This window comes from Synechococcus sp. A15-62 (assembly GCF_014280075.1).
Lineage (GTDB): Bacteria > Cyanobacteriota > Cyanobacteriia > PCC-6307 > Cyanobiaceae > Parasynechococcus.
Window position 1 is genome coordinate 1168804 of sequence record NZ_CP047950.1, and the last position, 26100, is coordinate 1194903.

The 26100-nt window shown below is 62.9% G+C and carries 27 protein-coding genes; 9 read left to right on the forward strand and 18 right to left on the reverse strand.

Annotated features, from left to right (window positions below; genetic code table 11):
* Positions 1-7 precede the first annotated feature (7 nt).
* From hemJ to SynA1562_RS06580, 5 genes are read right to left on the reverse strand one after another with little or no spacing between them, the layout of a single operon-like run.
* Positions 8-580, reverse strand: coding sequence for a protoporphyrinogen oxidase HemJ (hemJ, locus tag SynA1562_RS06560; protein ID WP_011364332.1), 573 nt, complete (start codon positions 578-580; stop codon positions 8-10).
* Positions 581-615: 35 nt separating this feature from the next.
* The gene (locus tag SynA1562_RS06565; protein ID WP_186493219.1) at positions 616-2112 is read right to left on the reverse strand and encodes a cryptochrome/photolyase family protein; all 1497 of its coding nucleotides are present in this window, start codon (positions 2110-2112) and stop codon (positions 616-618) included.
* A 2-nt stretch (positions 2113-2114) separates the two neighbouring features.
* Entirely contained in the window at positions 2115-2402 is a 288-nt protein-coding gene (locus SynA1562_RS06570; RefSeq protein ID WP_186493220.1) for a hypothetical protein, read from the reverse strand.
* Positions 2399-4384: an excinuclease ABC subunit UvrC gene (gene uvrC, locus SynA1562_RS06575; RefSeq protein WP_186493221.1), complete on the reverse strand. Its 1986-nt coding sequence runs from the start codon at positions 4382-4384 to the stop codon at positions 2399-2401. Before uvrC ends, SynA1562_RS06570 begins: the two co-directional genes overlap by 4 nt.
* 9 nt (positions 4385-4393) lie before the next feature.
* Positions 4394-4876, reverse strand: a complete 483-nt coding sequence (locus SynA1562_RS06580) for a flavin reductase family protein (RefSeq protein ID WP_115009275.1) — start codon at positions 4874-4876, stop codon at positions 4394-4396.
* A 69-nt stretch (positions 4877-4945) separates the two neighbouring features.
* Here SynA1562_RS06580 and coaD point away from each other — a divergent pair, with 69 nt between their 5' ends.
* Positions 4946-5437 (forward strand): pantetheine-phosphate adenylyltransferase, encoded by a 492-nt coding sequence (gene coaD / locus SynA1562_RS06585; RefSeq protein WP_186493222.1) that lies wholly within the window; start codon positions 4946-4948, stop codon positions 5435-5437.
* Between the two features lies 1 nt (position 5438).
* The gene (locus tag SynA1562_RS06590; protein WP_186493223.1) at positions 5439-6458 is read left to right on the forward strand and encodes a hypothetical protein; all 1020 of its coding nucleotides are present in this window, start codon (positions 5439-5441) and stop codon (positions 6456-6458) included.
* Here SynA1562_RS06590 and dacB read toward each other — a convergent pair.
* The 5 genes from dacB to dapF all read right to left on the reverse strand — a co-directional run bounded on the left by dacB (position 6403) and on the right by dapF (position 11270).
* Positions 6403-7710: a D-alanyl-D-alanine carboxypeptidase/D-alanyl-D-alanine-endopeptidase gene (gene dacB, locus SynA1562_RS06595; RefSeq protein ID WP_186493224.1), complete on the reverse strand. Its 1308-nt coding sequence runs from the start codon at positions 7708-7710 to the stop codon at positions 6403-6405. The two genes, SynA1562_RS06590 and dacB, sit on opposite strands and share 56 nt — an antisense overlap.
* Positions 7707-8213 carry a DUF4330 domain-containing protein gene (locus SynA1562_RS06600; RefSeq protein WP_186493225.1) on the reverse strand — a complete coding sequence of 169 codons (507 nt, stop codon included), beginning with the start codon at positions 8211-8213 and terminating at the stop codon, positions 7707-7709. The genes dacB and SynA1562_RS06600 overlap by 4 nt, the downstream gene beginning before the upstream one ends.
* 62 nt (positions 8214-8275) lie before the next feature.
* Positions 8276-8992: a DUF1995 family protein gene (locus SynA1562_RS06605; protein WP_186493226.1), complete on the reverse strand. Its 717-nt coding sequence runs from the start codon at positions 8990-8992 to the stop codon at positions 8276-8278.
* Between the two features lie 12 nt (positions 8993-9004).
* A complete protein-coding gene (locus tag SynA1562_RS06610) occupies positions 9005-10177 on the reverse strand; it encodes a cysteine desulfurase family protein (protein WP_186493227.1) in 1173 nt (390 codons plus the stop codon).
* A complete protein-coding gene (gene dapF, locus SynA1562_RS06615; protein WP_186493228.1) occupies positions 10164-11270 on the reverse strand; it encodes a diaminopimelate epimerase in 1107 nt (368 codons plus the stop codon). The genes SynA1562_RS06610 and dapF overlap by 14 nt, the downstream gene beginning before the upstream one ends.
* A 27-nt stretch (positions 11271-11297) precedes the next feature.
* Here dapF and SynA1562_RS06620 point away from each other — a divergent pair, with 27 nt between their 5' ends.
* Together SynA1562_RS06620 and leuS are read left to right on the forward strand one after the other, a co-directional pair.
* Positions 11298-11519, forward strand: a complete 222-nt coding sequence (locus SynA1562_RS06620) for a hypothetical protein (RefSeq protein ID WP_186493229.1) — start codon at positions 11298-11300, stop codon at positions 11517-11519.
* 46 nt (positions 11520-11565) lie between these two features.
* The gene (leuS, locus tag SynA1562_RS06625; protein ID WP_186493230.1) at positions 11566-14175 is read left to right on the forward strand and encodes a leucine--tRNA ligase; all 2610 of its coding nucleotides are present in this window, start codon (positions 11566-11568) and stop codon (positions 14173-14175) included.
* A gap of 12 nt (positions 14176-14187) precedes the next feature.
* Here leuS and SynA1562_RS06630 read toward each other — a convergent pair whose 3' ends face one another.
* Positions 14188-15786: a glucose-6-phosphate isomerase gene (locus SynA1562_RS06630; protein ID WP_186493231.1), complete on the reverse strand. Its 1599-nt coding sequence runs from the start codon at positions 15784-15786 to the stop codon at positions 14188-14190.
* A gap of 115 nt (positions 15787-15901) precedes the next feature.
* Between SynA1562_RS06630 and SynA1562_RS06635 the strand changes: the two genes are divergently transcribed.
* Positions 15902-16672, forward strand: a complete 771-nt coding sequence (locus SynA1562_RS06635; RefSeq protein ID WP_186493232.1) for a helicase DnaB — start codon at positions 15902-15904, stop codon at positions 16670-16672.
* A gap of 157 nt (positions 16673-16829) precedes the next feature.
* Positions 16830-17129 carry a hypothetical protein gene (locus SynA1562_RS06640; RefSeq protein WP_255445573.1) on the forward strand — a complete coding sequence of 100 codons (300 nt, stop codon included), beginning with the start codon at positions 16830-16832 and terminating at the stop codon, positions 17127-17129.
* Positions 17130-17146: 17 nt separating this feature from the next.
* On the opposite strand, the gene SynA1562_RS06645 is transcribed toward SynA1562_RS06640, so the two are convergent.
* Genes SynA1562_RS06645 through SynA1562_RS06660 form a run of 4 tightly spaced genes read right to left on the reverse strand, consistent with a single transcriptional unit; the run spans position 17147 to position 20342 of the window.
* Positions 17147-17386: a TIGR03643 family protein gene (locus SynA1562_RS06645; RefSeq protein ID WP_186493234.1), complete on the reverse strand. Its 240-nt coding sequence runs from the start codon at positions 17384-17386 to the stop codon at positions 17147-17149.
* A 37-nt stretch (positions 17387-17423) separates the two neighbouring features.
* A complete protein-coding gene (locus SynA1562_RS06650) occupies positions 17424-18311 on the reverse strand; it encodes an N-acetylmuramoyl-L-alanine amidase (protein ID WP_186493235.1) in 888 nt (295 codons plus the stop codon).
* Positions 18293-19990 (reverse strand): M61 family metallopeptidase, encoded by a 1698-nt coding sequence (locus SynA1562_RS06655; protein ID WP_186493236.1) that lies wholly within the window; start codon positions 19988-19990, stop codon positions 18293-18295. Before SynA1562_RS06655 ends, SynA1562_RS06650 begins: the two co-directional genes overlap by 19 nt.
* Position 19991: 1 nt before the next feature.
* Positions 19992-20342, reverse strand: a complete 351-nt coding sequence (locus tag SynA1562_RS06660) for a DUF1257 domain-containing protein (protein ID WP_186493237.1) — start codon at positions 20340-20342, stop codon at positions 19992-19994.
* A 72-nt stretch (positions 20343-20414) separates the two neighbouring features.
* Between SynA1562_RS06660 and purN the strand changes: the two genes are divergently transcribed.
* Complete coding sequence (gene purN, locus SynA1562_RS06665) at positions 20415-20975, forward strand: phosphoribosylglycinamide formyltransferase (protein ID WP_222929796.1); 561 nt, start codon at positions 20415-20417, stop codon at positions 20973-20975.
* Here purN and argC read toward each other — a convergent pair.
* Complete coding sequence (argC, locus tag SynA1562_RS06670; protein WP_186495340.1) at positions 20966-22039, reverse strand: N-acetyl-gamma-glutamyl-phosphate reductase; 1074 nt, start codon at positions 22037-22039, stop codon at positions 20966-20968. The genes purN and argC overlap by 10 nt on opposite strands.
* 137 nt (positions 22040-22176) lie before the next feature.
* Between argC and ribBA the strand changes: the two genes are divergently transcribed.
* Positions 22177-23772, forward strand: coding sequence for a bifunctional 3,4-dihydroxy-2-butanone-4-phosphate synthase/GTP cyclohydrolase II (gene ribBA / locus SynA1562_RS06675; protein ID WP_186495341.1), 1596 nt, complete (start codon positions 22177-22179; stop codon positions 23770-23772).
* On the opposite strand, the gene SynA1562_RS06680 is transcribed toward ribBA, so the two are convergent.
* Positions 23773-24216 (reverse strand): peptidylprolyl isomerase, encoded by a 444-nt coding sequence (locus SynA1562_RS06680; RefSeq protein WP_114989232.1) that lies wholly within the window; start codon positions 24214-24216, stop codon positions 23773-23775. It abuts the gene before it with no gap.
* Here SynA1562_RS06680 and mtnP point away from each other — a divergent pair.
* Entirely contained in the window at positions 24215-25165 is a 951-nt protein-coding gene (mtnP, locus tag SynA1562_RS06685) for an S-methyl-5'-thioadenosine phosphorylase (RefSeq protein WP_370593165.1), read from the forward strand. The two genes, SynA1562_RS06680 and mtnP, sit on opposite strands and share 2 nt — an antisense overlap.
* Here mtnP and murQ read toward each other — a convergent pair.
* Positions 25147-26097, reverse strand: a complete 951-nt coding sequence (gene murQ / locus SynA1562_RS06690; protein WP_186493240.1) for an N-acetylmuramic acid 6-phosphate etherase — start codon at positions 26095-26097, stop codon at positions 25147-25149. The two genes, mtnP and murQ, sit on opposite strands and share 19 nt — an antisense overlap.
* Positions 26098-26100 lie beyond the last annotated feature (3 nt).

Below are 26100 nucleotides of genomic sequence, written 5' to 3' on the forward strand. Positions count from 1 at the left end.
CCTCATCTCAGGCTTTGGCAGAGGCTTCGGCCCGCAGGCGGCGCCAGCGGGCATAGAACTGAATTGACGCTGCCATGAACACCACCAGGGCGACGATGAACCAGGTCGCGGCGCTGGTGGGGAACTGCGTTTTGAACACCACCAGCATCACCACGATCACCAGCAGCAACGTGGGCAGCTCATTCAGGGCACGCAGCTGCTTGCCCGACCAGGCACAGGTGCCGGCATGGAGTTGACCCATCAACCGGTAACAGAACAGGTGGTAAGCCAGCAGGGCAGCCACAAAACCGAGCTTGGCGTGCATCCAGCCCTGTTGAAGCCAGGAGGGCTGGGCAAGCAGCAACCCGATGGCCATCGACACCGCCACAGCCATCCCCGGCGTGGTGATGATGTTGGCGAGGCGTTTCTCCATCAAGGTGTATTGATCGCGAAACGGCTGCTGCAGTTCCGGCGCCAGCTCCTCGGTTTCAACGTGATAGATGAACAGGCGAACCAAATAAAAAAGGCCCGCAAACCACACCACAACCCCAACGATGTGCAGGGTCTTGAACCAGAGGTAGGCCTCGGGCGAAAACGTCATCAACACGACTGATCTGGAGCGACCTTACGCAGGGTTCAGGTAAGCGCGTCAAGAAAATCGCCGGCCCGGCGCTGATGGGCCAACAGAACGTCGGGAGCCATGCGATCCAGGTTGCGGGCCATCATCGCCAGCCGGTATTGGCGCCGGAAAAAGTCCTGATGGCGATGGATGAAGGTCCAGAACAGGCCATCCCAGGTGTCACACCAGTCGCCTTTGCGGTAATCCGACATCTTGCGCACGTAGTTCGAGCCAGAGAGGTAGGGCTTGGTGGTGAAGATGCCACCGTCAGCGAACTGACTCATGCCAAAGACGTTGGGCACCATCACCCAGTCGTAGGCATCCACAAACAGCTCCATGAACCAGGTGTAGATCCGGGTTGGATGGAATCCGCAGAGGAGCATCACATTGCCCAGGAGCATCAGGCGTTCGATGTGATGGCAATACCCGGTCTCCAGGGCATGACGGATGGCGTCATCGATCGGGGCCAGACCCGTGGATGCGGTGTAGAAGGCGGAAGGGATCGGTCGGTCGTCGAAGCCCCAGAAATTGCCGTTGCGCATCTCCACCCCATGGCGCCGGTACATCGCCGCCATGAACTCCCGCCAGCCGACGATCTGACGCAGAAATCCCTCCAAAGAATTGAGGGGGATGTCGCCGGCCTCAGCCCGCTCCAGCATTCGATCCAGCACCTGCTGCGGCGTAAGCAGACCAATGTTGAGCATCGGCGTGAGCACGCTGTGCCACATCACCTGGTGCTGGGTGCTGATCGCATCTTCGTAAGCCCCGAACTGGCGCAGGCGTTGTTCGAGGAATTGATCCAACCAACGGGCTGCATCGCCATGGGTAACGGGGTAATGGAACCCGTCCCAGCTGCCGATGCCGGCCACCCCCTCCCCGATGAGCTGCTGCCGAGCAGCCTCGACGAGGGCCACCGAACCGCTTGAGCGTTCGGCCGGGGGCTCTGGAACAAGGATTCCCTTGGGGAGCTTCTTGCGGTTGTCGGCATCGAAACTCCAGCGGCCACCAACAGGGCCACCATCAGGATCGATCAGCAGATCCAGTCGCTTGCGCTGCATCTCGTAGAAGCGACCCATCAGGGGCTTCTTGCCGGAGGCGAAATGGTCCCCGATGACGGCCTCTGGGGTGAGCAGCATCGGGGTGGCGACGATCTCCAGACCGCAGCCGTGGCGCGATGCGAAGGCGGAGATCCGTCGGGTCAGAACATCGTCCACCGGATCCGCCAGATGAAAGGCCCGGTAGCCCTGATCGAGCAGATCACCGAGAATCGCAGCGGTGCTGGCCGCCTGCCCCTGGAGCACCCGCAACACGGTGAAGCCCTTGGCCTGAAGCATCTCGGCATAGGCATTCATCGAGGCCCGATGCAGAAGCAGGCGCTGCCGATGCACCTGGATCGGCCAGCGGGGATCAGTGCCGAACAGCAGCGGATCTTCGATCAGGGCCACAGCCCGACCCGGCCGAAGCGCGGGATGGTGCTCAAACAGCTGATGGGGAAAAACGAGACTGAGATCCAACGTCAGCTGTCCTCCCCGGCAAGACGGCAGGCACGTCGGCCCAGGGCGGTGGCATAGGCGCGATCCACGGGTCCGCCCATGGGGCTCAGCTGGCCAGCTCGGCAATTCATCACCACTTTTTCGCGATGGCCCTGCTGATCGTTGAGCCGCAACACCAGCTGCCAGTGATTCTTGGCACTGCGCGTGATGCCATCGGCACAGACGGGCCCCGTGCACAGTCCGGGGGACGCCCAGACCGGAGCGGCGAGAAGAAGCACTCCTGCCAGAGCCATGCAGAGATGACGGATCATGCGGAGAGTTCCTGAGGCTGCTCTTCTAAAGCAGCCCTGGCATCAGCGTCGGTTCCTTCGTCGGAAGGATGGAAGAAATCGTGGATGTCGCGGGCCAGCGCCGGACCCACACCAGGGGCCTTGGACAGGGTCTCAATCGATGCCAGCTGGATGGCATCAATCGAATGGAAATGAGCTAGGAGATCCTTGACCCGCTTGGGCCCAACCCCGGGGATGTCCGAGAGGCGTGAACGCTTCATCCGCTCACCACGCTGCTGGCGGTGGAAGCTGACAGCAAAACGGTGGGCTTCATCGCGGAGTCGGCGAAGAAGCACAACCCCGAGCTGATCCGGCTCACTCTCCAGCGGCTGGCTTTCACCGGGGAGAAACACCTCTTCGCGCTGCTTGGCGAGGGAGCAGACGTTGAGATCCTCGTGCAGATCAAGCTCGCGCAGGGCCTCCATCACTGCAGAGAGCTGGCCCTTACCGCCGTCAATCATCACCACATCGGGCCAGTCGTTGAGGCCGTCGGTCTGCAGAGCGCTGCCGCCTTTGTGACGCAGGGCACCCACATCCACCCCTTCCGCCTTCGCCCGGGCCCAGCGCCGAAAACGACGGCGCATGATTTCCGCCATCGCCATGAAGTCGTCGCTGTGGCCAGCGCGGATGCTGCTGCTGCGGATCTTGTACTTGCGGTAGTGCTGCTTGGCGGGCAGTCCGTCGATGAACACCACTTGGGACGCCACGGCATCACTGCCCTGGATGTGACTGATGTCGTACCCCTCGATCCGCCGCGGCGGGGTGGGCAACTCCAGCAGTTGCGCCAGATCCTCCGTGGCCAACGACTGCTTCTCCTGACCTTGCTTGGCACGAAGCAACTCAAACTCCGCGTTGCGCTGCACCAGTTCGATCAGATCGGCTTTCTGCTGGCGCTGAGGGCAGTGGATCTGAACCCGACGCTCCCGCTGTTCCGTGAGCCAGTCCTCCATCAGTTTCTGCTGGGGCAGAGCGTGCTGCACCAACAGCTCGGGGGGCACCTCGACGGAATCCACCTGGCTGTAGTGCTCTTCGATCACCCGTTGCAGGATCAGGCCCGGTTCCAGGCCTGAGGCATCGGCGGTGTAGCCGAGACGACCCACCAACTTGCCAGCGCGCATCTGAAACAGCTGCACGGCTGCCAGGCGTTCGTCGAAGGCAAGGGCCAGCACATCCCGACTCACGGAGGAGTCCGGCAAGCTCATCTTCTGGTCGGCGGTGAGCTGATCCAGGCCCTGAAGTTGATCCCGAACCCGGGCCGCCGATTCATAGTCCATCCGCTCGGCATACCGCTCCATCTGCACTTGAAGCAGCTGCTGCAGTTCATCGCTGCGGCCCTGGAACACCATCGCCACCTTGCGAAGGGTGCGGTGATAGTCCTCCGAGCTGATTTTTTTCTGGCAAACCCCCGGACAGCGCCCGATGCTGTAGTTGAGGCACGTGCGGTCGGGGTACATCGGTCGGGGCCGTTGCCTCAGCGGGAACACCCGCTTCACCAAGAACAGGGTGCGACGCAGCAGGCCGACATCGACATAGGGCCCGTAAAAGCGGTCGAGAGGGCTGCGGAAGCGACGGCGACGGGTGATGAAAATCCTTGGGTAGGCCTCACTCCAGGTGATGCAGAGGTAGGGATATTTCTTGTCGTCCTTCAGCAGCACGTTGAAATGCGGCTGATGGTTCTTGATCAGGTTCGACTCGAGGACGAGGGCCTCCGCCTCGCTGTCGGTGACGATGAACTCAATCTCACAGACCTGGCGTGTCATCAGCCGGATCCGTGGCGACAGATCGTGGCGGCTGCGAAAATAACTGCGCACGCGGCTGCGCAACGCCTTCGACTTGCCGACGTAGAGGATCCGGTCGTCGCCGTCCCGCATCAGATAGCAACCCGGCTCAGCGGGGATCTCCTTCAGGCGGCGTTCAAGACGCTCGGGCTGCGTCAGCAGCGGTGCACCGGAGGCAGCATCCACCGGGCCAGCTCAGCCGCCGTAGTTCCAGCCGGTGCTGGCCAGGTTGAGGGCCTCACCATCGGCGATCAGACGCGCCGTTTTCACTTCTCCCACAAATACGGTGTGGTCACCGTGCTTGATCGAACCCACGAGCTCGCACTCCACACCACCGACGGCATCGGTGAGCAGAGGAAGTCCAAGTTCACCTTCCTCGAAGGGTGCCGCTTCAAAGCGACCGCCGAGCGCCTTCTGGGGCTTGAAAAAAACGGCTGCAAGATCTTTCTGATCGGCCCGCAGGACGTTGAGGGAGAACTTGCCGGTGGCCTCGATGATGGCGTGGCTGCTGCTGTCAGCCCGAACGCCCATCACCACCAAGGGCGGTTCGAACGAGCCCTGGGTCACCCAGCTGGCCGTGAAACCGTTCACCTCATCGCCGTTGCGCACGCCGCAGATGAAGAGTCCATGGGGGATCTTGCGAAGCAGGACCTTCTTGGCGTCGGCGTCGAGGCTCATGGCACAGATGCATTGGCTGAAATCTAAACAGCGATCCGCTGCATAGGATCCGCCCATCGCTGATTCCCGATGCGGGCGCTTTACCCCGGCAGTTTCGACCCTCTCACCAATGGTCATATGGACCTGATCGAGCGGGCGGTGAGCCTGTTTGGCGAGGTGGTGGTTGCGGTGCTCAGCAATCCGAGCAAACGGCCTGCGTTCAGCGTCGACGAACGGATCGAACAGATCCGCACGGCGACGCGCCATCTCTCCGGCGTGGAGGTGATCAGTTTCGATGGCCTCACGGTGAACTGTGCCGTCACCCATCGCGCCGACCTGATCCTCAGGGGCCTGCGAGCGATGAGTGACTTCGAATACGAACTGCAGATCGCCCATACCAACCGCTCGCTGGCCGACGATCTGGAGACGGTGTTCATGGCCACCACAGCACGCCACAGCTTTCTCAGCAGCTCCGTTGTGAAGGAAGTGGCCCGCTTCGGCGGATCGATCGACCACATGGTTCCGCCAGAGGTGGCGAAGGACCTCAACAGGCTCTTTAATTCGGCTTTCCCCGCCAGCTGAGATGAACGACGTCCGGTTCTCCGTTCTCGATCAACTCGATCAGTTGGAGGAAGTTGTGCTGGAGGGCAGTCGGCTGCCGTTCACCGGCGGACGATTGGTCAACGAAACCGATGCCGTTGAGCTGCTGGATGCCGTCCGCGATGAATTGCCGAAGGAGCTGGAGCGGGCCGTCAAGTTGCTGGATCGCCGGGACGAGTTCATCAACACCGCCCGCAGGAACGCCGAAGAGATTGTTGAGCAGGCCCAGCGTCAACGCGAACAGCTGGTGAACAACGCCGCGATCCGCCAGGAAGCGGAACGGCAGGTGAATGAGATGCGTGAACAGGCGCGTCAGCAATGTGAGCAGCTGCTCCAGAAAACGCGACAGCAGGGGGCGACGTTGGAGCAGGAGATGCAAGGCAAGCTGGCGCAGTTAGAGCAGCAGTTCGCCACCCGCCGCCAGCACCTTGAGCAGGAAGCCCTGGAGCGTCGCCAGCAACTGGATCAGGAAGTGATTGAGCTGAAGCGTCAACACGCCGAGCGACTCGAAGCCAGCCGCCAACAGGCTCATCAGCAGATCCAGCAGATCGAAGCCAACGCCGTTGAGCTCAAAAGACAGCACGCTGAACAGCATGAAGCCAATCGCCAGCATGCGCTGCAGGATCTGGAGACCATTCGTCAGGAAGCCCTGCGCCTGCAGAAGGAAGGCCGGGACGAAGCCGAGCGGATTCACAACGATGCGCTGCAGTTCCGCCAGCAGACCCAACAGCAGTGCGAGTCGCTTATCCAACGCAGCCGCCAGGAAGCCGCCGGCGTTCAGGACGGTGCCAACCGTTACGCCGAACAGACCCTGGGTGAGCTGGAGGTGCGCCTCAAGGAAATGGCTCAGGTGGTGATGGCAGGCCGTCAGGAGCTCTCCAAGATCCAGACGATCCGCTCAGCAACTCCTGCCCCCAACGCTGGTGATGACACCAAAACCGTGCCGTTCAGTCGATCCCAGCGGGCAGCGTCCCGGCTGCGCTCCATGCGGGGCAACGGCTGATCCGCTGGCTCGCCAGCAGGATCTGGCCCATCACGGAATTGGGTGCGTACGCCCCGTTGGCAAGCATGCTCACGTACCGCGGGCCATTGGTCGTTTCAAGAATGCCTGAGATCGCCCGAACACCACTGAGGGTGCCGGTCTTGCCCCAGAAATGACCCTCAAGGGACGTGCCCCAGAAATAGTTGCGCAGCGTTCCCCTCTGGCCAGCAATCGCCATCGAGGCCTGGTAGTAGGCCGCCAGGGGATGTTGCGCCATGCGCCACAGCAACACAGACAACGACCGACTGGTGAGCCGGTTGCCTCGGGACAGTCCACTGCCATCCCGGAGCCGAAGTCCCGTCATCGGCACACCCTGGGCTTGCAACCAGCGGGTGGTGGCGAGGGAGGCACGATTCACATCCCAGACATCCGCCGCCTCACGCATCAGCACCTCAGCAGTGAAGTTGTGGCTCTCCGTGTTGGCCAGGCTGAGCAGGGCATGCATCGGCGCGGAATCCTCGCTGTGCAGCACCACACTTGCCCCCCTGCTCCGCGCGAGGGCCGCTTCCCGGGTCTGCTGATCGACCATCTGCAGGCGAATTTGCCCCCCCTGCTGCTGCACGGTGGAATTGAGGATCCGCTGCAGCCGTTGCGCTGGATCCATCACCGCCATGTGGAGGGCATTGCTGGTGAGGGCAAGGCGGGTGATCGGTGCGCCGTAGGCATAGGAGCGATCCGCAGGATCCCAATCGGCAGGCCACCAGCGCTGACGCGGTTCCTCGCGCACCATCAGCTGAACAGGCGCAGAGGAGACGCTGGAGGTGCTGCTGGAGCCGCCCTGGCCAAGAGCCACCATGGCGAACCTCTGGATCTCGGCAATGCTGAGGTCGGGATCACCTTCCCCAACGATTTCCAGAGATCCATCGGGGTGACGCAAGAGCTGCGTCTTCAGACGGAAGTCGGGGCCAAGGCGATCCAGGGCAAAGGCCGTGCTGACCAGTTTCTGATTCGATGCCGGGATCCGGGGTATCCCCCCATTCAGATCAGCCAGCAGCTGCCCGCGTTGATCGAGAACGCTGACGCTCCACAACCGCTCTTCCGTGCCCACCGCTGAGTCCAAGGCCGTCTGCAGGGCCGGGCAAAGCGCACCGCCGCTGAGCATGGCCTGGCCCTGACGTTGAACCACCGGAGGTGGTGCCAAGAGCGGAGGCGCTGCCCTGACGGGCAACTGGGGCGCCAGCACCAGCAGGGAAACCAGGGCAGAGCGAATCAAAGAGGCATCACTCCGCTCACAACACCTTTCAAGCGGTAAAGACGACCCTCCAGTTCAACGGGCACACCCACCTTGAGCTTGGTGCCACCGATCACAACACCGGAGGGTTTGATCTCGGCCTGGGCCTCCATCACAAACCGGGCATGGCGGGGCAGAGCGGTGGCGGGGGCATCTGCGACCACGACCGAACCATCGGGCTGCACCGCCGTCAGGGAATTGGTGACGTCATCCACCGACACCAGGCTCACCCGACCGGCCGGTTGATTGCGGATCACGATGTTGAGTGCTGCTTCCTCCCGAACTGAATTCAGCAGCTGCTCGGGATCAGCGCTGTACAGCCGCACCACATCAACGCTGACTTGCACAGGCTTCACGGCACCCGTGGCCCTGGCGACCGCATTCGAGAGCTTGGGGGACCAGACCACGCCTGCCAGAGCTGCCAGGGCGACGACTCCAGCCACAGCATCGATGGGTGAAAGGGATCGAAGCCTGTTGAGCACCATCGAAGGGGAGCCTGGGTTCGAACCTTAAAGAGAGTCTGAGCCTGGATCAAGCAAGGCGCGGCTCAATTGCGCAGACCATCAAGGAAGCGGTCGACCCCGGAGAGCTGTTGCTTGATGCTGTCGGGATCTTCTCCGGCCAGAAGCGCTGCTGTGGTGTCGGGATCCGGACGGTCAGGCAGCACCTCCAGTTGTCGGTAACCATCGGGATCCTGGCGATAGAGACGCCAGTCATCGGGAAAGCAGCGCATCAACGCACCTCCTTCCAAGGGCTGAAGCCAGTAGGCCTGCTGCCAGCTGGCCACGAAACCCTTGCGGCGCTCCCGGGCCACGCTGCCGATGCCCACGGCGGCGTCTTCGAGACGCCCGTTCAGCATCAGAACCACTCCTGCATGGTTCTCACACAAGGCCTGGAACTCCTCGTAATCCGCTGGGGAGGGGTTCACCGCAAGCAGCAGGCGAGTGTCGGGGGCGTCGCTCTTCGCACGTTTGAGTTGATTGAAATCAAGGATCACCTCCTTGAGGTCCTCCGCATCGCGCCGGGCCAGGGCTGCAGCACCGGCATCGGGCCAAACCATCAACAGATCCTGACCAGCAGCGATCAGTGCACGGGCCAGCCGCACCGCCACCGGGAGCAGGCGCAGGCCCTCAAAGCGGAGGCTTGCGGACCAACGTTGACCATCGCCGGATCCAACGGCCGCCAGGGCGGCTTGCAACATCGCCTCCTCGGCCGCGAGCAGATCCGCGGGGAGGGCGAAACAGGGAGCGTCGGATTGAGTCATCGCAAAATCATGTCAGGAAAATGCCTCGAGCACGGATGCAAAGCGGCCGGGAACGGCGTCGAGATCCCGATCCGACAGCCAGGGACCAAGGGTCAACCGCAGGCCCGACTGACGTTCAGGCCAGGGAATGCCCATGGCCGTGAGCACAGCACTGTCGGCACTGCTGCCACTGCTGCAGGCACTGCCACTGCTGCAGGCCACCCCCGCCGCCGCCAGCCGACGCACCAGATCGCGTCCGGGCAAGGGCTGGCCGTCAGCGCTGGTTGCCAGCAGCGCGATGTGATGCGGCAGACGCTGATCGGGTGACGGTCCGCAGAGCTGAAGCTGGGGTAGCTCCAGCAGGCGTTCGAGCAGTTGATCCCGTTGACGACGGATCTGGGTTGAGCTGCCCGGTGGAACGGGCCGGTTGACGGGGTCAAAGCTGGGGAGGACCATCAGGGCTTCGGCCATGCCGCTCACCAACGCAACCGGTTCGGTGCCGGAGCGCAGGCCGTGCTCCTGGCCACCACCGCCCTGGAGCGGTGAAAGTTCCACACCCGGGGCCCGAATCAGCAGTCCCACGCCCCGGGGGCCTCGGAACTTATGGGCCGAGAGGGTCAGCAGATCAACCCCGAGCCGCTCGAAGGCGAAGCAACCCTGGGGCACAAGCTGGGTCGCATCACTGTGGATGAGGATGCCGCGCTCGCGGCAGGCCCGAGCGATCGTGCTGATGGGTTGGAGTGCACCCACTTCGCCCTGGGCAGCGATCAGGGAAACCAATCGGGTTGGAGCGGACAACAACCGATCGAGCTGGTCGAGTCGCACAACGCCCTGGCCATCAACGGGCCATTCGGCAATGCTCCAGCCCAGGGCTTCGAGTTGGTGCGCGGCAGCGACCACCGCCGGATGCTCCACCGCAGAGATCACCAAACGGCCCGGAGCAAGACCTGCGGCACTGCCAAGCAGGGCGAGGTGCACAGATTCCGTCGCCCCTGAGGTGACGATCAACTGATCAGGGCTGACAGCAAAACGCTCGGCGATGCGCCAACGGGCCCGCTCCAGAGCCTCGGCTGCTGCCAACCCGGCGCCATGAAGGCTGCTGGGGTTGGCCCAGGCCGTCTGCAGCAACTGCTGCATCACCACGATCACCGCCGGCAGGGGCGGTGTCGTGGCAGCAGCATCCAGATAGAGCTCAGGGCGTTCCACGCTCAAACCGCGCCTTGGTGCGCTGCTCCAGGGACTCACTGGCGAGATTGAGCATCGAGTCGAGGGACGTGCTGCTGAGGAAGGCCTGCACCTTCTGCTGCGCTTCATCACGGAGGCAGTGGTCAGGGCGCTGGCATTGATCAACGCAATCCTTCGAGCAATCGAAATCGGCTGCAGCCGTCCGCGCAGGTGGAGCGGCAGTGGCTTCGCTGGTCGACGCCATCGGGGAGCCTGCCGGCACCAGATCGGGCGTCAGCACCCCGTCAAACACCGCTTCGGCAGGTCCCGTCATCAGCACGGAACCGGTGCGATCGCGCCACTCAATCATCAGCGGACCGCCGGGAAGCACCACCTCGGCGCAGTCATCGGCGAGGCCCAGCAACACCGCCGCCACCAGAGTGGCGCAGGCACCGGTGCCGCAGGCCAGGGTCGGGCCTGCACCCCGTTCCCAGACCCGGATCTCCAACCGTTCACGGCTCTGCACCTGGAGGAAATGAACATTGGTTTTGGCCGGGAAGGCCGGATGCACCTCCAGGGCAGCCCCCCAGGCATCGAAGGGAATGCTGGCCAGGTCGTCGACAGGCACCACCACATGGGGATTGCCCATGCCAACGGCCGCCACCTTCAGCTGTTCTCCCTCCAGCAGCAGCACCCCCTGAGGGAGTCCGTCTTCAGGCATCAGGGTTGTGGGGATGCCTTCGGAGGTGAGGAAGGGCGGTCCCATGTCCACCCGCAACTGGCCATCGGCCATCAGTTCAGGGCGAATCATTCCCGCCAGAGTTTCGATGTCCCAGCGGCGGCCGGGGGCATCACCGTCGGTATCGGCCAGGTAGCGGGCCAGGCAGCGAATGCCGTTGCCACACATTTCGGCCTCACTGCCATCGGCATTGAGAATCCTCATCCGCAGTTCTCCATCCGCCTTAGGAGGCAGCGCCAGGATCAAGCCATCGCCACCCACACCGAAGCGCCGATCACAGATGTGCCGTACCCAGGCGGGATCGGGATTGCTGATGGCATCGGGCAGTTGTCCCTGCCGGCCTTCAACGATCAGGAAGTCGTTGCCAAGTCCCTGATATTTGCTGAACTGCAGCATGCGTGGCCGGTATTGCCCCCGAATCCTATGGAGACATCTCCACTCGATCCAAGCCTTCCGGGGGTTCGGTTGCTGCAGAGCTGGATCCGTGAACAGCTTCCCCTCAGCATTGGAGTGGTTGGACAGGAGCCCATCGAGGGGCGTCTGATCTGGCAGGACCCTGAATTTCTGGCAATCGAACGAGCGGGCACCAGCCGGCCTGTACTGATCAACCGGCGTCAGATCAGCGTGATTCGCTCCCTCGGCTGAACACCAGGCATGTGGCACGATCGCAACCTTGCCGAGCGCTGGTTCCGTGAACGCTGCCAACCCTGCCGTCGACGCCAGTGCCCAGACCGGTCGTTACGACCCCACCGCGCTGGAGCAGCGCTGGCGGGAGAGCTGGAAGGCGGATGGGGTGGACACCACTGAAGAAGGTGGTGAGAAGCCCGGATTCTTTGCCCTGTCGATGTTCCCGTATCCCTCGGGAAGCCTGCACATGGGCCATGTCCGCAACTACGTGATCACCGATGTGATCGCCCGGGTGCAACGGATGCGCGGCCATGCCGTGCTGCATCCGATGGGCTGGGATGCCTTCGGACTCCCCGCGGAAAATGCGGCGATCGAACGCAATGTGGATCCGGGCGAGTGGACCGACCGCAACATCGATCAGATGCGGGCGCAGCTGGATCGCCTTGGCCTTTCGATCGATTGGAGCCGCGAGCAGGCGACCTGCCACAGCGACTACTACCGCTGGACCCAGTGGCTGTTCCTTGAACTGCTCGAAGGAGGGCTGGCCTATCGCAAGAACGCCACCGTCAACTGGGATCCCGTCGACCAGACCGTGCTGGCCAATGAGCAGGTGGATGGTGACGGCCGCTCCTGGCGCTCCGGAGCCCTGGTGGAGCAACGCCAGCTGAACCAGTGGTTCCTGCGCATCACCGACTATGCCGAGCCGCTGCTCAACGACCTGGATGCCCTCAAGGGCTGGCCGGAACGGGTGCGCACCATGCAGGCCAACTGGATCGGCCGGTCCGAAGGGGCCGAGATCAGCTTCAACGTTGAAGGGGCAAAGGATCAGACGATCACCGTTTTCACCACCCGCCCCGACACCCTCGCTGGGGCGAGCTATGTGGTGCTGGCACCGGAAAACGAGCTGGTGGACAGCCTCACCAGCGCAGAACAGAAGGAGACGGTCGAAGCCTTCCGCAAGGAGGTGGCTCGTCTCAGCACGATCGAACGCACCAGTGATGACAGGCCCAAACGGGGAGTGCCCATTGGCAGCCATGTGATCAACCCCCTGACGGGGGCGGTGCTGCCGGTGTGGATCGCCGACTACGTACTTGCGGAGTACGGCACGGGCGCCGTGATGGGCGTACCGGCCCACGACCAGCGCGACATCGCCTTTGCCCAGTCGAATGGTCTGCCGATCCAGCAGGTGATCGACGCCGAGGGAGCTGCTGAAGCCATCGCGGCCGGTCAGGCCTGGACGGATGCCGGAACACTGGTCAACTCCGGCAGCTTCGATGGCACCGCCTCCAGCAAAGCCAAGGGCGCCATCACCGGCCACGGCGCCGAGCAGGGTTGGGCCCGCAGCAAGGTCACCTATCGCCTTCGCGACTGGCTGATCTCACGCCAGCGATACTGGGGCTGCCCGATTCCCGTCATCCACTGCGACGACTGCGGTGCTGTTCCGGTGCCGCGTGAGGACCTTCCGGTGGAGCTGCCCCGAGGCATCGATCTCTCGGGCAAGGGCGGTTCGCCCCTGAGCCAGCAGAGCGATTGGGTCAACGTGGCCTGCCCCCGCTGCGGCAAGCCGGCCAAGCGGGAAACCGACACCATGGACACCTTCATGTGTTCCTCCTGGTATTTCCTGCGCTTCGCCGATCACCACAACACCGAGAAACCCTTCAGCAAGGAGGCGGTGAACCGCTGGTTGCCGGTGAAGCAGTACGTGGGTGGCATCGAACACGCGATCCTGCACCTGCTCTATGCACGCTTCTTCACCAAGGCGCTGAAGGATCGCGGCCTGATCGACATCAACGAACCGTTTGAACGGCTCCTCACCCAAGGCATGGTGCAAGGAGTCACCTACCGCAATGCGACAACCGGCAAGTACATCGCTCCAGCGGACGTGGCAGATCCCGAAGATCCACGGGACCCCAACACCGGCGACAAGCTTGAGGTGTTGTTCGAGAAGATGTCGAAGTCGAAGTACAACGGCGTTGACCCCGCGGCGGTGATTGATCGCTACGGCGCGGACACAGCCCGCATGTTCATCTTGTTCAAGGCTCCGCCGGAGAAGGATCTGGAGTGGGATGACGCCGATGTGGAGGGCCAGTTCCGCTTCCTGCAACGGCTTTGGCGCCTTGTTGAGTCCGGTGCTGCCCACATCAACTCCCTCGAGCCGATGCAACGGTCGACCGATTTGAGCGAGGCCGACAGCGACGTTCGCCGGGCGCTGCACCTGGCCATCGAAGCCGTCAGCGAGGATCTCAGTGATGAGATCCAGCTCAACACGGCAATCTCGGAGTTGATGAAGCTCTCCAATGCCATCAGCTCCACGGGCATCGAGGCCCTGAGTGCACCTGTATTGCAAGAAGGACTTTCCGGACTGGTTCGCCTGCTGGCTCCGTTCGCGCCGCATCTGGCGGAAGAGTTCTGGAGCCGTCTGGGGGGAAGCGGCAGCGTGCACCGTCAAAGCTGGCCGGTTCTGGATCCAACGGCTCTGGTGCAGGACAGCGTTGAACTGGTGATCCAGGTGAAGGGCAAGGTGCGGGGCAAGCTGCAGGTTCCTGCGTCCGCCAGCAAGGACGAGCTTGAACGGCTCGCCCTGGCCAGTGATGTGGCCAAAAAATGGTTGGAGGGTGCAGCCCCCCGTCGGGTGATCGTGGTCCCCGGGAAACTCGTGAATCTGGTGCCCTGATCCCAGGCGGGATCAGCCTTTGCTGAAGCGCATCGAGGCGGGCTGACTCCAGTCACCCTGGGCACTGAAGCCGCGCTGGTTGCCGGTGAGATGACGCAGGATCCAGAAAATGGATTCGTCGGTGCCATCGCCGAGAGCCAGGCGGATCTCATCGGCGGAGCGGGCCACACCGTCGGCCAGAATTGCTTCCACACGACCTTGCAGGTCAAGAATGGCCGCCGCAGCCTTCTTGCCGGCCTCCACACCCGGCTGGTGGTAGGCGTTGATGTTCACCAGTTCGCCGTAGAGACCGACGGCACGCTCGAACAGAGCGATCAAGGCGCCAAGACGCCTGGCATCAAAGCGACGCATGCTGATCGTCATGCTCTGGCGCCCACCCTCGGTTAGGGCTGAGCGGGTGCCCTGCAGGAAACCATCGAGGAAGTCACCGGGGCATTCACCACCAATCGTGGGGATATCGCTCACGTCCTCGAGCACCTCGATGAAGGTGGCGAAGAAATTGTCGACACCGTCGCGCAGTTGCTGCACGTAGGCGTGCTGGTCGGTGGAGCCTTTGTTGCCATAAACAGCAATGCCCTGATGCACCACATCACCGTTACGGTCCAGGCGCTTGCCCAGGGATTCCATCACCAGCTGCTGGAGGTAACGGCTGAACACCTCAAGACGATCCCGGTAGGGCAGAACAACCATGTCGCGCTGACCGCGACCACCACCGGCCACGTACCAGGAGGCGGCCATCAGAGCGGCTGGATTGCGGCGCAGATCCGCTGCTCGGGTGGAGGCATCCATCTGGGATGCCCCGGTGAGGAAGTCACGGATGTTGGAGCCAATCAAGGCACCGGGCAGCAGACCCACAGCACTGGTGATGCTGGTGCGGCCTCCCACCCAATCGAACATGTCGAAACGCTTGAGCCAACCTTCCTTCTGGGCCTGCTGATCCAGCTTGCTTTCAAGCATCGTCACGGCAACGGCCTGACCGGCCCACTGACCACCAGCGGCCTCGAGGCGATGGCGAGCCTGCTCCATGCCGAGGTGGGGTTCAGGGGTGCCCCCCGACTTGCTCACCGTCACCACCAACGTGCGGTCAAGACGACCCTCCAACCCTGCCAGGACGTTGCTCATCCCATTGGGATCGACGTTGTCGAAGAAATGGAACGGAAGTCCCTCGCCCGGGTTCTGCAGAGCCTTGATCATCAAAGCGGGACCAAGACCACTGCCGCCAATGCCAATCCAAAGGACATCGGTGAAGGCTTCGCCGTTGGGGGCCTTGATCGTTCCGTTGATCACATCGCGCCCAAAGGCGGCGATCAGGTCAATTTCCCTGGAAATGTGCTGCTGCAGCTCTGAGGAGGGGGCGAGTTCGGGGGTGCGCAGCCAGTAGTGACCCACCTGACGCTGCTCATCGGGATTGGCGATGGCACCAGCTTCCAACTCCTGCATCGCAGCGAAGGCCTTGTCCATCCGAGGCTGCAGCTGCTGCAGGTCGCTCGCATTCACATGCATCCGGCTGATGTCGAGCCAGACGCCCAGATCATCGTGATACCAGCTGAGATCGCAGAACCTCTGCCACTGAATATGAGCGTCGGAAGCGTTGAAATCCGGAAAGCTCATTCCTGGCGGACAATGCAGTCCTGCCGAACGTATCCAGAATCTGACGGGATGCCCATGGGAAAGGACACCACAGCTAGTTTCATGTCATCTTCCGCTGACCCCTTTTCCATCCCCCATGGCTGAGCCATTGCGATGGACAACAGCTCTTGTGACAGCGGTGGCGAGCGCCTGCCTCATGGGTCAGTGGTCACAGCCGATAGCTGAGCCTGGTGATCAGGTGCCTTTTGTGGTGGAAGACAGGCTCGAGCCCACAGACTTCTCCCCCGAAGAACTCAAGCTGCTGCAACGGCGCTTCGGGGTGCACGGTCCCCAGACGCAGCTGGCCCAACTGTTCACCAGCGGAGTTGATCAACTCCAACCCCTGCGCGCATCGACCCTGGATCGCCTGCTTGAGCTGAAACCGGTGATCCTGCGCCAGGCAAAGGCGCATCAGGTGAATCCGATGCTGATCACCGCCGTACTTTTCGACGAAATTCAGCACTCCAAGCCAGGGGAAAGCCTTCCCTTCATCGCCCATTCCGGTCTGGTGAAGACCCATGGACCAGCCCAGATCGGCGTTTCGGAGCTGATCCATCAGAACCGGCTGCCGGCGAACCCAACACAGGAGGAGATCACCTGGGCCCGCAATCAATTGCTAAACCCCGAAATGAACATCACCCTGCTGGCGGCAAAATTCCAGAGGCTGAAGTTGGCACTTGGCTTGCCGAAGAGCTTGATGTTGCAGGCGAGCCGCTCCTACCTGGATGCCAAGGCGATCGCCACCCTCACCTATCTCCACAACGGGAAATTGGATTACCCGGCGCGCGTGTTGGGCTACATGCAGGACCCTGAACTGCACGGGTTGATTTACGGCGGCCGCCAACCGAATCCCGACATCACGGTTTAAACATCCAGGGAGGGGACTTGTCTGCTTAAGCGGCCCAACCCAATCCCTCTTCTCCGCATCCCTCAGTTGAGGGAGATCAGCAGCTCCGCCTCTCCCTCATTGGGGGGATGCGGAAGACCCCATGGCTGTTGTTTCATCGATTCAGCACGGTAGATCGATGAAACAACTCCTTTACCTGCTGGCATTTGGCCTGCTGTTTCCAGCAGCAGCGCTTGCTCAGGTGGACGCCGAAGTGGCAGCCCAATGCAAAGACGCCAGGGATTTCTATGGCTGCGTCAGGGCCTTCGCCACACCAGCCCAGCGCTCAAATGACATTGAGCCTCTTGCCGGCGTGATGGGCCAGGTGGCTGCAGGTCTGATCTCCGGCCCGACCTACCGCAACGCACCAAAAAGCTTCTCCCGGGGCATGATTCCGGCTGGCCTTGTTGAAGGGATCCTGCGAGGCGTTTTGCGCTGAACCGAAGCAGGCCCCAATCACTTGTGACAGCTCGCCCGGAACCGATCGGAGCGGCTGGTGGCTGCGTGTTTGGTTTTGCGTCCGTTCACCCGCTTGCGCCAGAGCTTGAACGACGACGCTTTCATTTGTTGGCGCATCAGTGCGATCACCTGCGGCTCGGAAAGTCCGAATTGAAATTCAATCGCCTCGAAAGGAGTGCGGTCTTCCCAGGCCATTTCAATGATTCGATCGATATCTTCGCTGGGGAGCGTTGTCAACAACCCACTGAACAGGAGGTAGAACGCTAACGACGCCTCAGCTCACGCAGAGGTCCCCAAGGGCGGCGAGTCGCGTCTGCAGTTTCGACCAGTCGAAACTGCGCGGATCACCCCGTTCTCCGCCCAGATCCACATGGCGATGGGTGGTGATCGCCGCCGGCGGCAGATTGAAGGAACGGATCCAACCGGACAAGACCAATGCCAGCGCGTCGTATTGCTGCGTGGTGTAGCCCGAATGGGAGCCATAGGCATTCGCGCCCGATGGGGGAGTTTCCAGGCTCAGGTGCAAGGCGAAGTTGTTGACGGAGCCCTTGACCTTCTTGTTGGTGATCGCCCACTCCCCCAGAAAGGCTGAATAACCCGCGCCGTAGGCCCGACTCAACGGATCCACCAGATCCAGAACGCGGCCATCTTGGCCCACCAACGTGTGGTAACTCACCTGATCTTCATCCCGCGGATGGGGCGTCATGAAGGTGTTCAACGCGGAGCTAAGGGAGTAAACGGTTTCGTGCAGCACCACCACCCTCGGCGTGGCGTCGATCAAGCGGCCGTAGGCGTCCTTGTCGTAACGCTCACCAAAATTGGTGGGATCGATCTTCACGAAGGCTCGCCAGGAACCCGAGCGGGCCTCGAGCTGGTTCAAACGCGACCGTAAAGTGGTATCCACACCCGAACACTGCCGAGCAAGAGGCGATCGCCAGGAGCGCGATTTCGGCGGTAATGGCACCGAGGAGGAGGGGTTGTCCTGCCGTTGGCGACCACGCTCAATCACCACAGGAGAGATCTCCCCTTGATCCATCAACATCCAACCGGTCAGTGCAAGAGCAAAAGCCACCACTGCAGCCCCGCTGATGGCGACCGACCGGTGCTGCTCAACGCGGTTCAACACTCCGCTCAAGCAAAGGCTTAAACGATCTCGAACCATCGATCCCGCAACTGCCGTTGTTCCGTTGTGCACCCAGGATCCCAATCCAACGTCCAATGGTCCACACCCGTGTCAGGAAACAGACGGGTCTCCTTCATCAGGCTTCGGCGTGCGTAGGTGACGTTCACACATTCCTGCTTCTCAAGCAGAACGGAAAGGTCACTGCTTCGTCGCACCCGGTAGCCATTGATCGCCAACAGCTCATCGCCCACCACAAGTCCAGCCCGCTGCCCGGGACTGTCGCGCCGCACCCGCTGAATCAAAGCGGCGCCCTCAGCGTCCTTGAGGGTGAGTCCATGGTCGGGGTGCTTGAGCGGCACAGGGTCCATACGCAGCCCCAGAGCCTCCACGCAATCGATCAGGGGAAGGGCCTCGGGTTGATCCAGCCATTGATCCAGATCCGCTGCAAGATCGGCATCCCATGGAGCCACTGCCGCCTTGATGTGATCACGGCTATAGCCACGGGCCTGACGGCCGGGACCCTGCCACAACTCCCGCAGGATTGCAGCCATGGAGTGGCCCCGCTGGCGCAGGCGCACATCCAGACAGAAAGCCACGGCCGCACCGAGGCGGTAGTAGCTGATCTGGCTGTCCCGCGAGGCTGGCGTCGCTTTGTACAGCTTGATCCACGCCTCACGGGCACTGGCCGCGAGCGACTGGATCGAACAGCCGGGTGACATCAGCACGCTGGACAGCTCCTCACCCAGATCCTTGAGCAGGGTCGGCCGATCCGAACAGCCCGCCAACAGGGGCAGGCTGAGGTCGAAGTAACTGGTGATACCCTCAGCAAACCAGAGGCCTTCGGTGATCACCGCCTGCCCGTAGTCGTAGGGGCGAAGCTCAATGGGTCGCAGCCGCCGCACATTCCACTGGTGCAGGTATTCATGGCCGATCAGCTGCAACAGTTGCCGGTAGCCCTTGGGCTTGGCTAGAGCCGACCAGCTGAACTGCAGAACCGCACTGTGGTCGTGTTCCAGACCGCCATAGCCCTGATCGAGCAGTTGAAGCACCAGCTGGTAGCGGTCCCCCGCCGGAGGAGGGGTTCCCAGCAAGCGACAGGTGGCGCTGCACACCTTCTCAATGTCGCTGATGAAGTTCGGCGGCCAACCCATCGGGGGCGTGCCGATCAGCAGCAGCTCATGGCTCTTGCCCTCCACCATGAAGGGTTCTGCCTGGAACGGCCCCGCATGCAGCGGACTGTCCACGAGGGCATCGAAATCGGTAGCGACCCAGCCCTCAGCGCTGGTCTCCAGCGGCAGATGCACACTCCAGTGCTCCGGAGCCTTAACAACAACGTGATGCGTTGACCAGCGGCAGCCGTCGATGTCCATCGCCACAGCAGCGAGGCAGAGCGACGCGAAATCAGGATCGAGCAACCCGGTGCGGACGGTCAGATCCCGGGCTTCAAGCTGATAGTTGAGGGTGAGCGGGCTCAGATCCGGCAGATCATAGAGCCACTGGTGCGGCGCCATCCGACGCACCGGAAGCTCCTCGCCGTTGGCCAGCAGCTGCAGGCTGTGCAGGTGCTGGACGTGATCACGCACCGTGTACGACCCCGGTGTCCACACCGGCAGTTGGAAGGTCTGCCGTTGGCTCTGCGGTGTCCATTTGATGGACACCGCAATGGTCTGTGTTTGGGGATGGCTCAGATCGAGCCGGACCTGAACCGGTTCGAACACGTCAGTTGGTCTGCAGGATCAGCTCGGCGGAACCCATGCGACCAAGGTGCACCTGGTCGATCGCATGGAGCAGGGCGTAGCGACGGGTCACCCGCTGCAAGCGTTGTTCAAGCCCCGGCTGGCGGCTGATCCGTTGGATGTCGCCATGCATCACGATCGTGCCGTCCTCGCGCTGGGTCCAGCCCAGGGGCATGGCAGAGCCTTGGAACGCGAGCACATCCACGGCATGGGAGTCGTCCGCGAATCCCTTCAATTCGATCGATCGCTTCACCGTGAAGCCCTCATCAGAAAGGGCCTGGACCAGACGCTCGAGGTCGGTGAAGACAGTCGGCAGGATGGAGAGATGGGACATGGACCGGACCCCGCTTTGACAGACCCTAGCCACAACAATCGAGCTGACCAGGCCCCGCTGCAGCTGGGGGTGATGGCATCTGGAAGCGGCAGCAACTTCGAGGCCCTGGTCCAGGCGATTCAGGCGGGGGATCTCAACGCGCGGATCCAGCGGCTGGTGGTGAACAATCCGGGCTGTGGTGCCCAGCAGCGGGCGGAGCGTCTCGGCATTCCCGTATCGGTGCTCGACCATCGCCGGATCAAGGACCGGCACGAGCTGGACGGCGAACTGGTGCGCCTGTTTCGCGCCGACCAGGTGGAGCTGGTGGTGATGGCGGGGTGGATGCGAATCGTCACCGAGGTGCTGGTCAGCGGCTATTCCGATCGTCTGATCAACATCCATCCCTCACTGCTGCCCAGCTTCCGTGGCATGGATGCCATCGGGCAGGCACTACAGGCCGGGGTAAAGGTCACCGGCTGCACGGTGCACATCGTCACCGAGGAACTGGATGCCGGCCCGATCCTGGCCCAGGCCGCCGTTCCCGTTCTTGATGGGGATGACCATGTCAGGCTCGCCCAACGGATTCAGGAACAGGAACACCTGCTTCTTCCCAGGGCATTGGCTGAGCTGAAGCCGACCTGGCGTCAGGGATAGAACGACTGCAGGGGAAGCCCCGTCTCTGGAGCGAGGCCTGCCATCAGATTGAGGCACTGCACGCCCTGCCCGGCCTGACCCTTGATCAGGTTGTCGATGGCACTCATCAACACAAGCTGACCGGTTCGGGTGTCCACTTGAACCGACAGCAACGCACGGTTCGTGTGGCGGGCCCACTTGGTGGCCGGGTAGGTGCCCACCGGCAGAACTTGAACGCAAGGGTGGTGGCGGTAGATCGCCTCCAGAACAGTGGTGCAGTCCTCGGCAGTGAGACCGGGGTCGCGCAGGCGGGCATAGACCGTGGAGAGCAGTCCGCGCACCATCGGCACCAGGTGCGGCGTGAACTGAAGGCGGATGTCCTGACCAGCCACCTCCATCGCCATCTGCTCGATCTCGGACGTGTGGCGATGGCCGATCACGCCGTAGGGCGCGATCGATTCCGAGGCCTCCGCCAGCAGCATCGCCTCCTTCGGCACGCGGCCGCCCCCGGAGGTGCCCGTCTTGGCGTCAATGATGATGCCGCTGGTCTCGATCAGGCCCTGCTTGAGGAAGGGCAGCAGGGGCATCAGGCTGGCGGTGGGGAAGCAACCGGGAGCGGCGACAAGCTTCGCGTCAGCGATGGCGGGGCCGTTCCATTCCGGCAGGCCGTAGACGGCACTGCTGCAGAGCTCAGCGTCCTGACGGTTAAGGGAGCCGGCTTCCTTGGCATACACTTGCAGCCACTGCTCCAGAGAGCGGTAGCGGAAGTCGGCGGAGAGATCCACCACCCGCACACCCCGCTCCAGCAGTTGCGGTGCCAACTGACAGGCCAGGCCGTTGGGGAGGCTCAGAACAGCGAAATCGGAACAGGCCGCGATCCGATCCGGATCCGCCGATTCCACCTTGGGGTCATCCGGCAGCGGCAGGAAGGAACAAACGGAGCTCCAGCGTTGACCAGCACTGCGTTCACCTCCAAGGAAACTCACAGACAATCCGGGGTGGCCCTGGAGCAGGCGGATGGTCTGCAGGCCGCCGTAGCCGGAGGCGCCGATCACAGCAACCCGTCCGCCCTTCACCGTTGCCATCGCTTCAACCGCCGACGTTGTCCTGCCTGCCATTGAACCAACCAGCCAACGATCGATCGTACAGAGATCAATAATGAAGGCATCTCCCAGCGACCAGGCTCCTGAACCCCAGTTCCCTTGACCCCGCGAATGAACCCATCGCATTTGATGCCATCAGCGACGCGCTGGCGGCGATTCGCAGTGGGGAATGCGTTGTCGTGGTGGACGACGAACAACGGGAGAACGAAGGCGATCTGATCTGCGCGGCCCAGTTCGCCACCCCGGAAGCGATCAACTTCATGGCCACCGAGGCACGGGGCCTGATCTGTCTCGCCATGGAGGGGCAGCGGCTGGACGAACTGGATCTACCGCTGATGGTGGACCGCAACACCGATGCCAACGAAACGGCCTTCACCGTGAGCATCGATGCCGGCATCGAGCATGGGGTGACCACCGGAATCTCCGCAGAAGACCGCGCCGCCACGATTCAGGTGGCCCTCAACCCAGCCACGCGGCCAGCGGAACTGCGCCGCCCTGGGCACATCTTTCCCCTGCGCGCCCGCCCCGGCGGCGTGCTGAAACGGGCCGGCCACACCGAAGCCGCCGTGGATCTGGCACAGCTGGCGGGCCTTAGCCCTTCCGGAGTGATCTGTGAAATCCAGAACAGCGATGGCTCCATGGCCCGCTTGCCGGAGCTGCGCAGCTACGCCGATCGCTGGGGGCTGAAGCTGATCAGCATTGCTGACCTGATCCGTTACCGGCTGGAGAACGAGCGCTTCGTTCGCCGCATGGCCCAGGCCCAGATGCCCAGCCGTTTCGGCAATTTTCAGGCAGTGGGCTACCGCAACGAACTGGATGGCTCCGAACACGTTGCCCTGATCAAAGGTGAGCCCAATGCCCTGAGCGAGCCCGTGCTGGTGCGCATGCATTCCGAATGCCTCACCGGAGATGCCTTCGGCTCACTGCGCTGCGATTGCCGGCCCCAGCTGGAGGCGGCCCTGCACCAGATCGAAGCGGAAGGCGAGGGTGTGGTCGTTTATCTGCGCCAGGAAGGGCGGGGCATTGGCCTGATCAACAAGTTGAAGGCCTACAGCCTCCAGGAAGCCGGACTTGACACCGTTGAAGCCAACGAGCGGCTTGGCTTCCCGGCGGATCTGCGCAACTACGGCGTCGGGGCGCAGATCCTCTCCGACCTCGGCATCCACCGGCTGCGGTTGCTCACCAACAACCCCCGCAAGATCGCCGGCCTCGGCGGCTATGGCCTGCAGGTGGAGGAGCGGGTGCCGCTGGTGATGGACCCCGGCGCCCACAACGCCGACTACCTGGCGGCCAAGCGGGAAAAGCTCGGGCATCTGTTCGAATCCGAGAGTCCCTGTGTGGTGCTGGCCCTGGCAGTGAACGTGGGCCCCGAAAGCTGGCCCACCATTCGTCAGGAGGTGGAGGCCATCGCCCAGCGCCATGGCTTCAGCCTTGAGGCCCTGCATGAACCTCGCTTGTTAGCGCTGTGGGATCGACCGCAATTCGTCTGGAAACTGATTCCCGACGGCGCCGATGCAGCCCCCCTGCTCAAGAATCTGGCGGCACTGGCAGCCACCGAACGGGTGGGTCTGATGCGCGTTCCCACCGAGCGGATGGCCCTGCACCCGCCCCAAAACCTTGAACGGGTGGAGCATCAACTCAATGAATTGATCAACCTGGGCAGTGACGGACTGCTTGAAAACGGCCCATCACTGCTGCATTGGACCCGAAGCTGATCAGCCTTCCTGGATCGTCACCTTGTTGATCTTGGAGCCGTTGGCCAGCTTCAGCACCACGTCCATGTTGCCGGTGTGGCCGAACACGGTGTGCACGCCATCGAGGTGAGGCTGGGCCTCATGGCAGATGTAGAACTGCGAGCCGCCGGTGTTGCGACCGGCATGGGCCATGGCCAGGGTGCCGGCCTGGTGCTTCTGCTGGTTGATCTCGCAATCAATCTGGTAGCCGGGGCCACCGGTACCAGCCATGCCGCGGGCTCCTTCACGGCTGTTGGGGCATCCACCCTGGGCCATGAAGCCGGGGATCACGCGGTGAAAGGCCAGACCGTCGTAGAAGCCATCCTTGGCCAGCTTCACGAAGTTGGCGACGGTGTTCGGGGCATCGGCTTCGAACAGCTCGAGCTCGATCAGGCCTGCTTCAGTGTCCATCAAGGCCTTGGTCATGGTGGCGCGAGCAAAATTGGAGTGTAAAGAGACGCCGACCATGCCCGACCTCTCCCAAGCCCGCGTCGGTGTGATCGGCGGCAGCGGTCTCTATTCGATCCCCGGCTTGCGCCAGGTGGAGGAACGCACGGTCGACACACCCTTCGGGGCACCATCCGATCAACTGCGCCTTGGAGAGCTCGAGGGCGTCGACACCGTCTTCCTGGCCCGCCACGGCCAACATCACCATTTGCTTCCCAGTGAAGTGCCCTATCGGGCCAACATCTGGGCGATGCGTTCACTAGGGGTGCGTTGGCTGATCTCGCTCTCGGCGGTGGGGTCGTTGCAGGGGCATCTGCAGCCGCGCGACATGGTCGTGCCCGATCAGTTCATCGACCGCACCCGTGATCGGCCCGCCAGTTTCTTCGGCAACGGCTGCGTGGCCCACGTCAGCCTTGCGGACCCCTTCTGCCCCAATTTGAGTGCCCTATTAGCCGATGCCGCCGAACAGGGGTTGCCGGAGGGTCGACGGCTGCACCGCGGTGGCACCTATCTCTGCATGGAGGGCCCAGCCTTTTCCACCCGGGCCGAAAGCAAGCTGTACCGCTCCTGGGACTGTTCGGTGATCGGGATGACCAATCACACCGAAGCTCGTCTGGCCCGGGAAGCCGAACTGGCCTATGCCTCCCTGAGCATGGTCACCGACTTCGACTGCTGGCATGAGGATCACGACGCCGTCTCGGTGGAGATGGTGATCGGCAACCTTCAGGCCAATGCCTCCGCCACCGAACCGATCCTGAGTGGATTGATGCAGCGGCTCAAGCAGGACCCTCCCGCCTCGCCGGCCCACACAGCCCTCGCCAATGCCCTGATCACCCCCAAAGATCAAGTCCCGGCGCAGACCCGGTGCAACCTCGATCTGTTCACCGCCCCCTATTGGGGACCGTTCGATCAGGCCTCCGCCAGCTGAGCGCCGCAGGCGGCCAAGGCAGGCCGCAGCTGCTGGTCGTGCTGTTGCAGAAGAGCTTTGGCCTGGTCCACCGACAACCCTGCAGCGGCCATCAACAGGGCGAGTTTCACCGATCCGCCTGCCTCCTCCAGCAGCGTCAGCCCCCGCTCCCGCTCCACGCCAGCCAGATCACGCATGATCCGCAGCGACCGGTCCACCAGCTTGCTGTTGCTGGCGGCCACATCCACCATGCGGTTGCCGTAGACCTTGCCCAGCTTCACCATCACGGCGGTGGAGAGGGTGTTCAACGCCAGTTTTGTGGCGGTTCCGGCCTTCATCCGGGTGGATCCCGTCAGCAGCTCAGGGCCTGTGAGCAGGCGGATGTCGATATCGCAGGGCAGAGGGGCCTGCTCCGTCGGAACACAGGCCATGGCGATGGCAAGCGCTCCGATGCTTTTGGCGAACGCCAGCCCACCGCGCACGTAGGGGGTGGTGCCGCCGGCGGCGATGCCCACCAGGCAGTCCTTGGTGCTGAAGCCCCGCTCCTCCAGATCCGCGCGTCCTGCGGCCTCAATGTCCTCAAGCCCTTCGGAGCTGCGCAGCAACGCGGCGGAACCACCGGCGAGTACCCCTTGCACCTGCTGGGGATCACTGCAGAAGGTGGGCGGACATTCCGCGGCATCCAACACCCCCAGCCGTCCGGAGGTGCCGGCACCCAGATAAAAGAGGCGGCCTCCGGCACGGAGGCGATCGGCAACGGCATCAACCGCCTGGGCCAGGGCCGGGGCCACCGCAGCGACGGCTTCCTGGGGGCGACGATCCTCGTCCGCAAACAACTGCACCAGAGCCAGGGTGTCGAGCTGATCGAGGCGTGAACTGCGCTGGTTGCTCTGCTCAGTGAGCAGGTGGCCGCGGTCGCTGGAGGGCTGCAGATCGGGGTCGAACACGGCCATGGC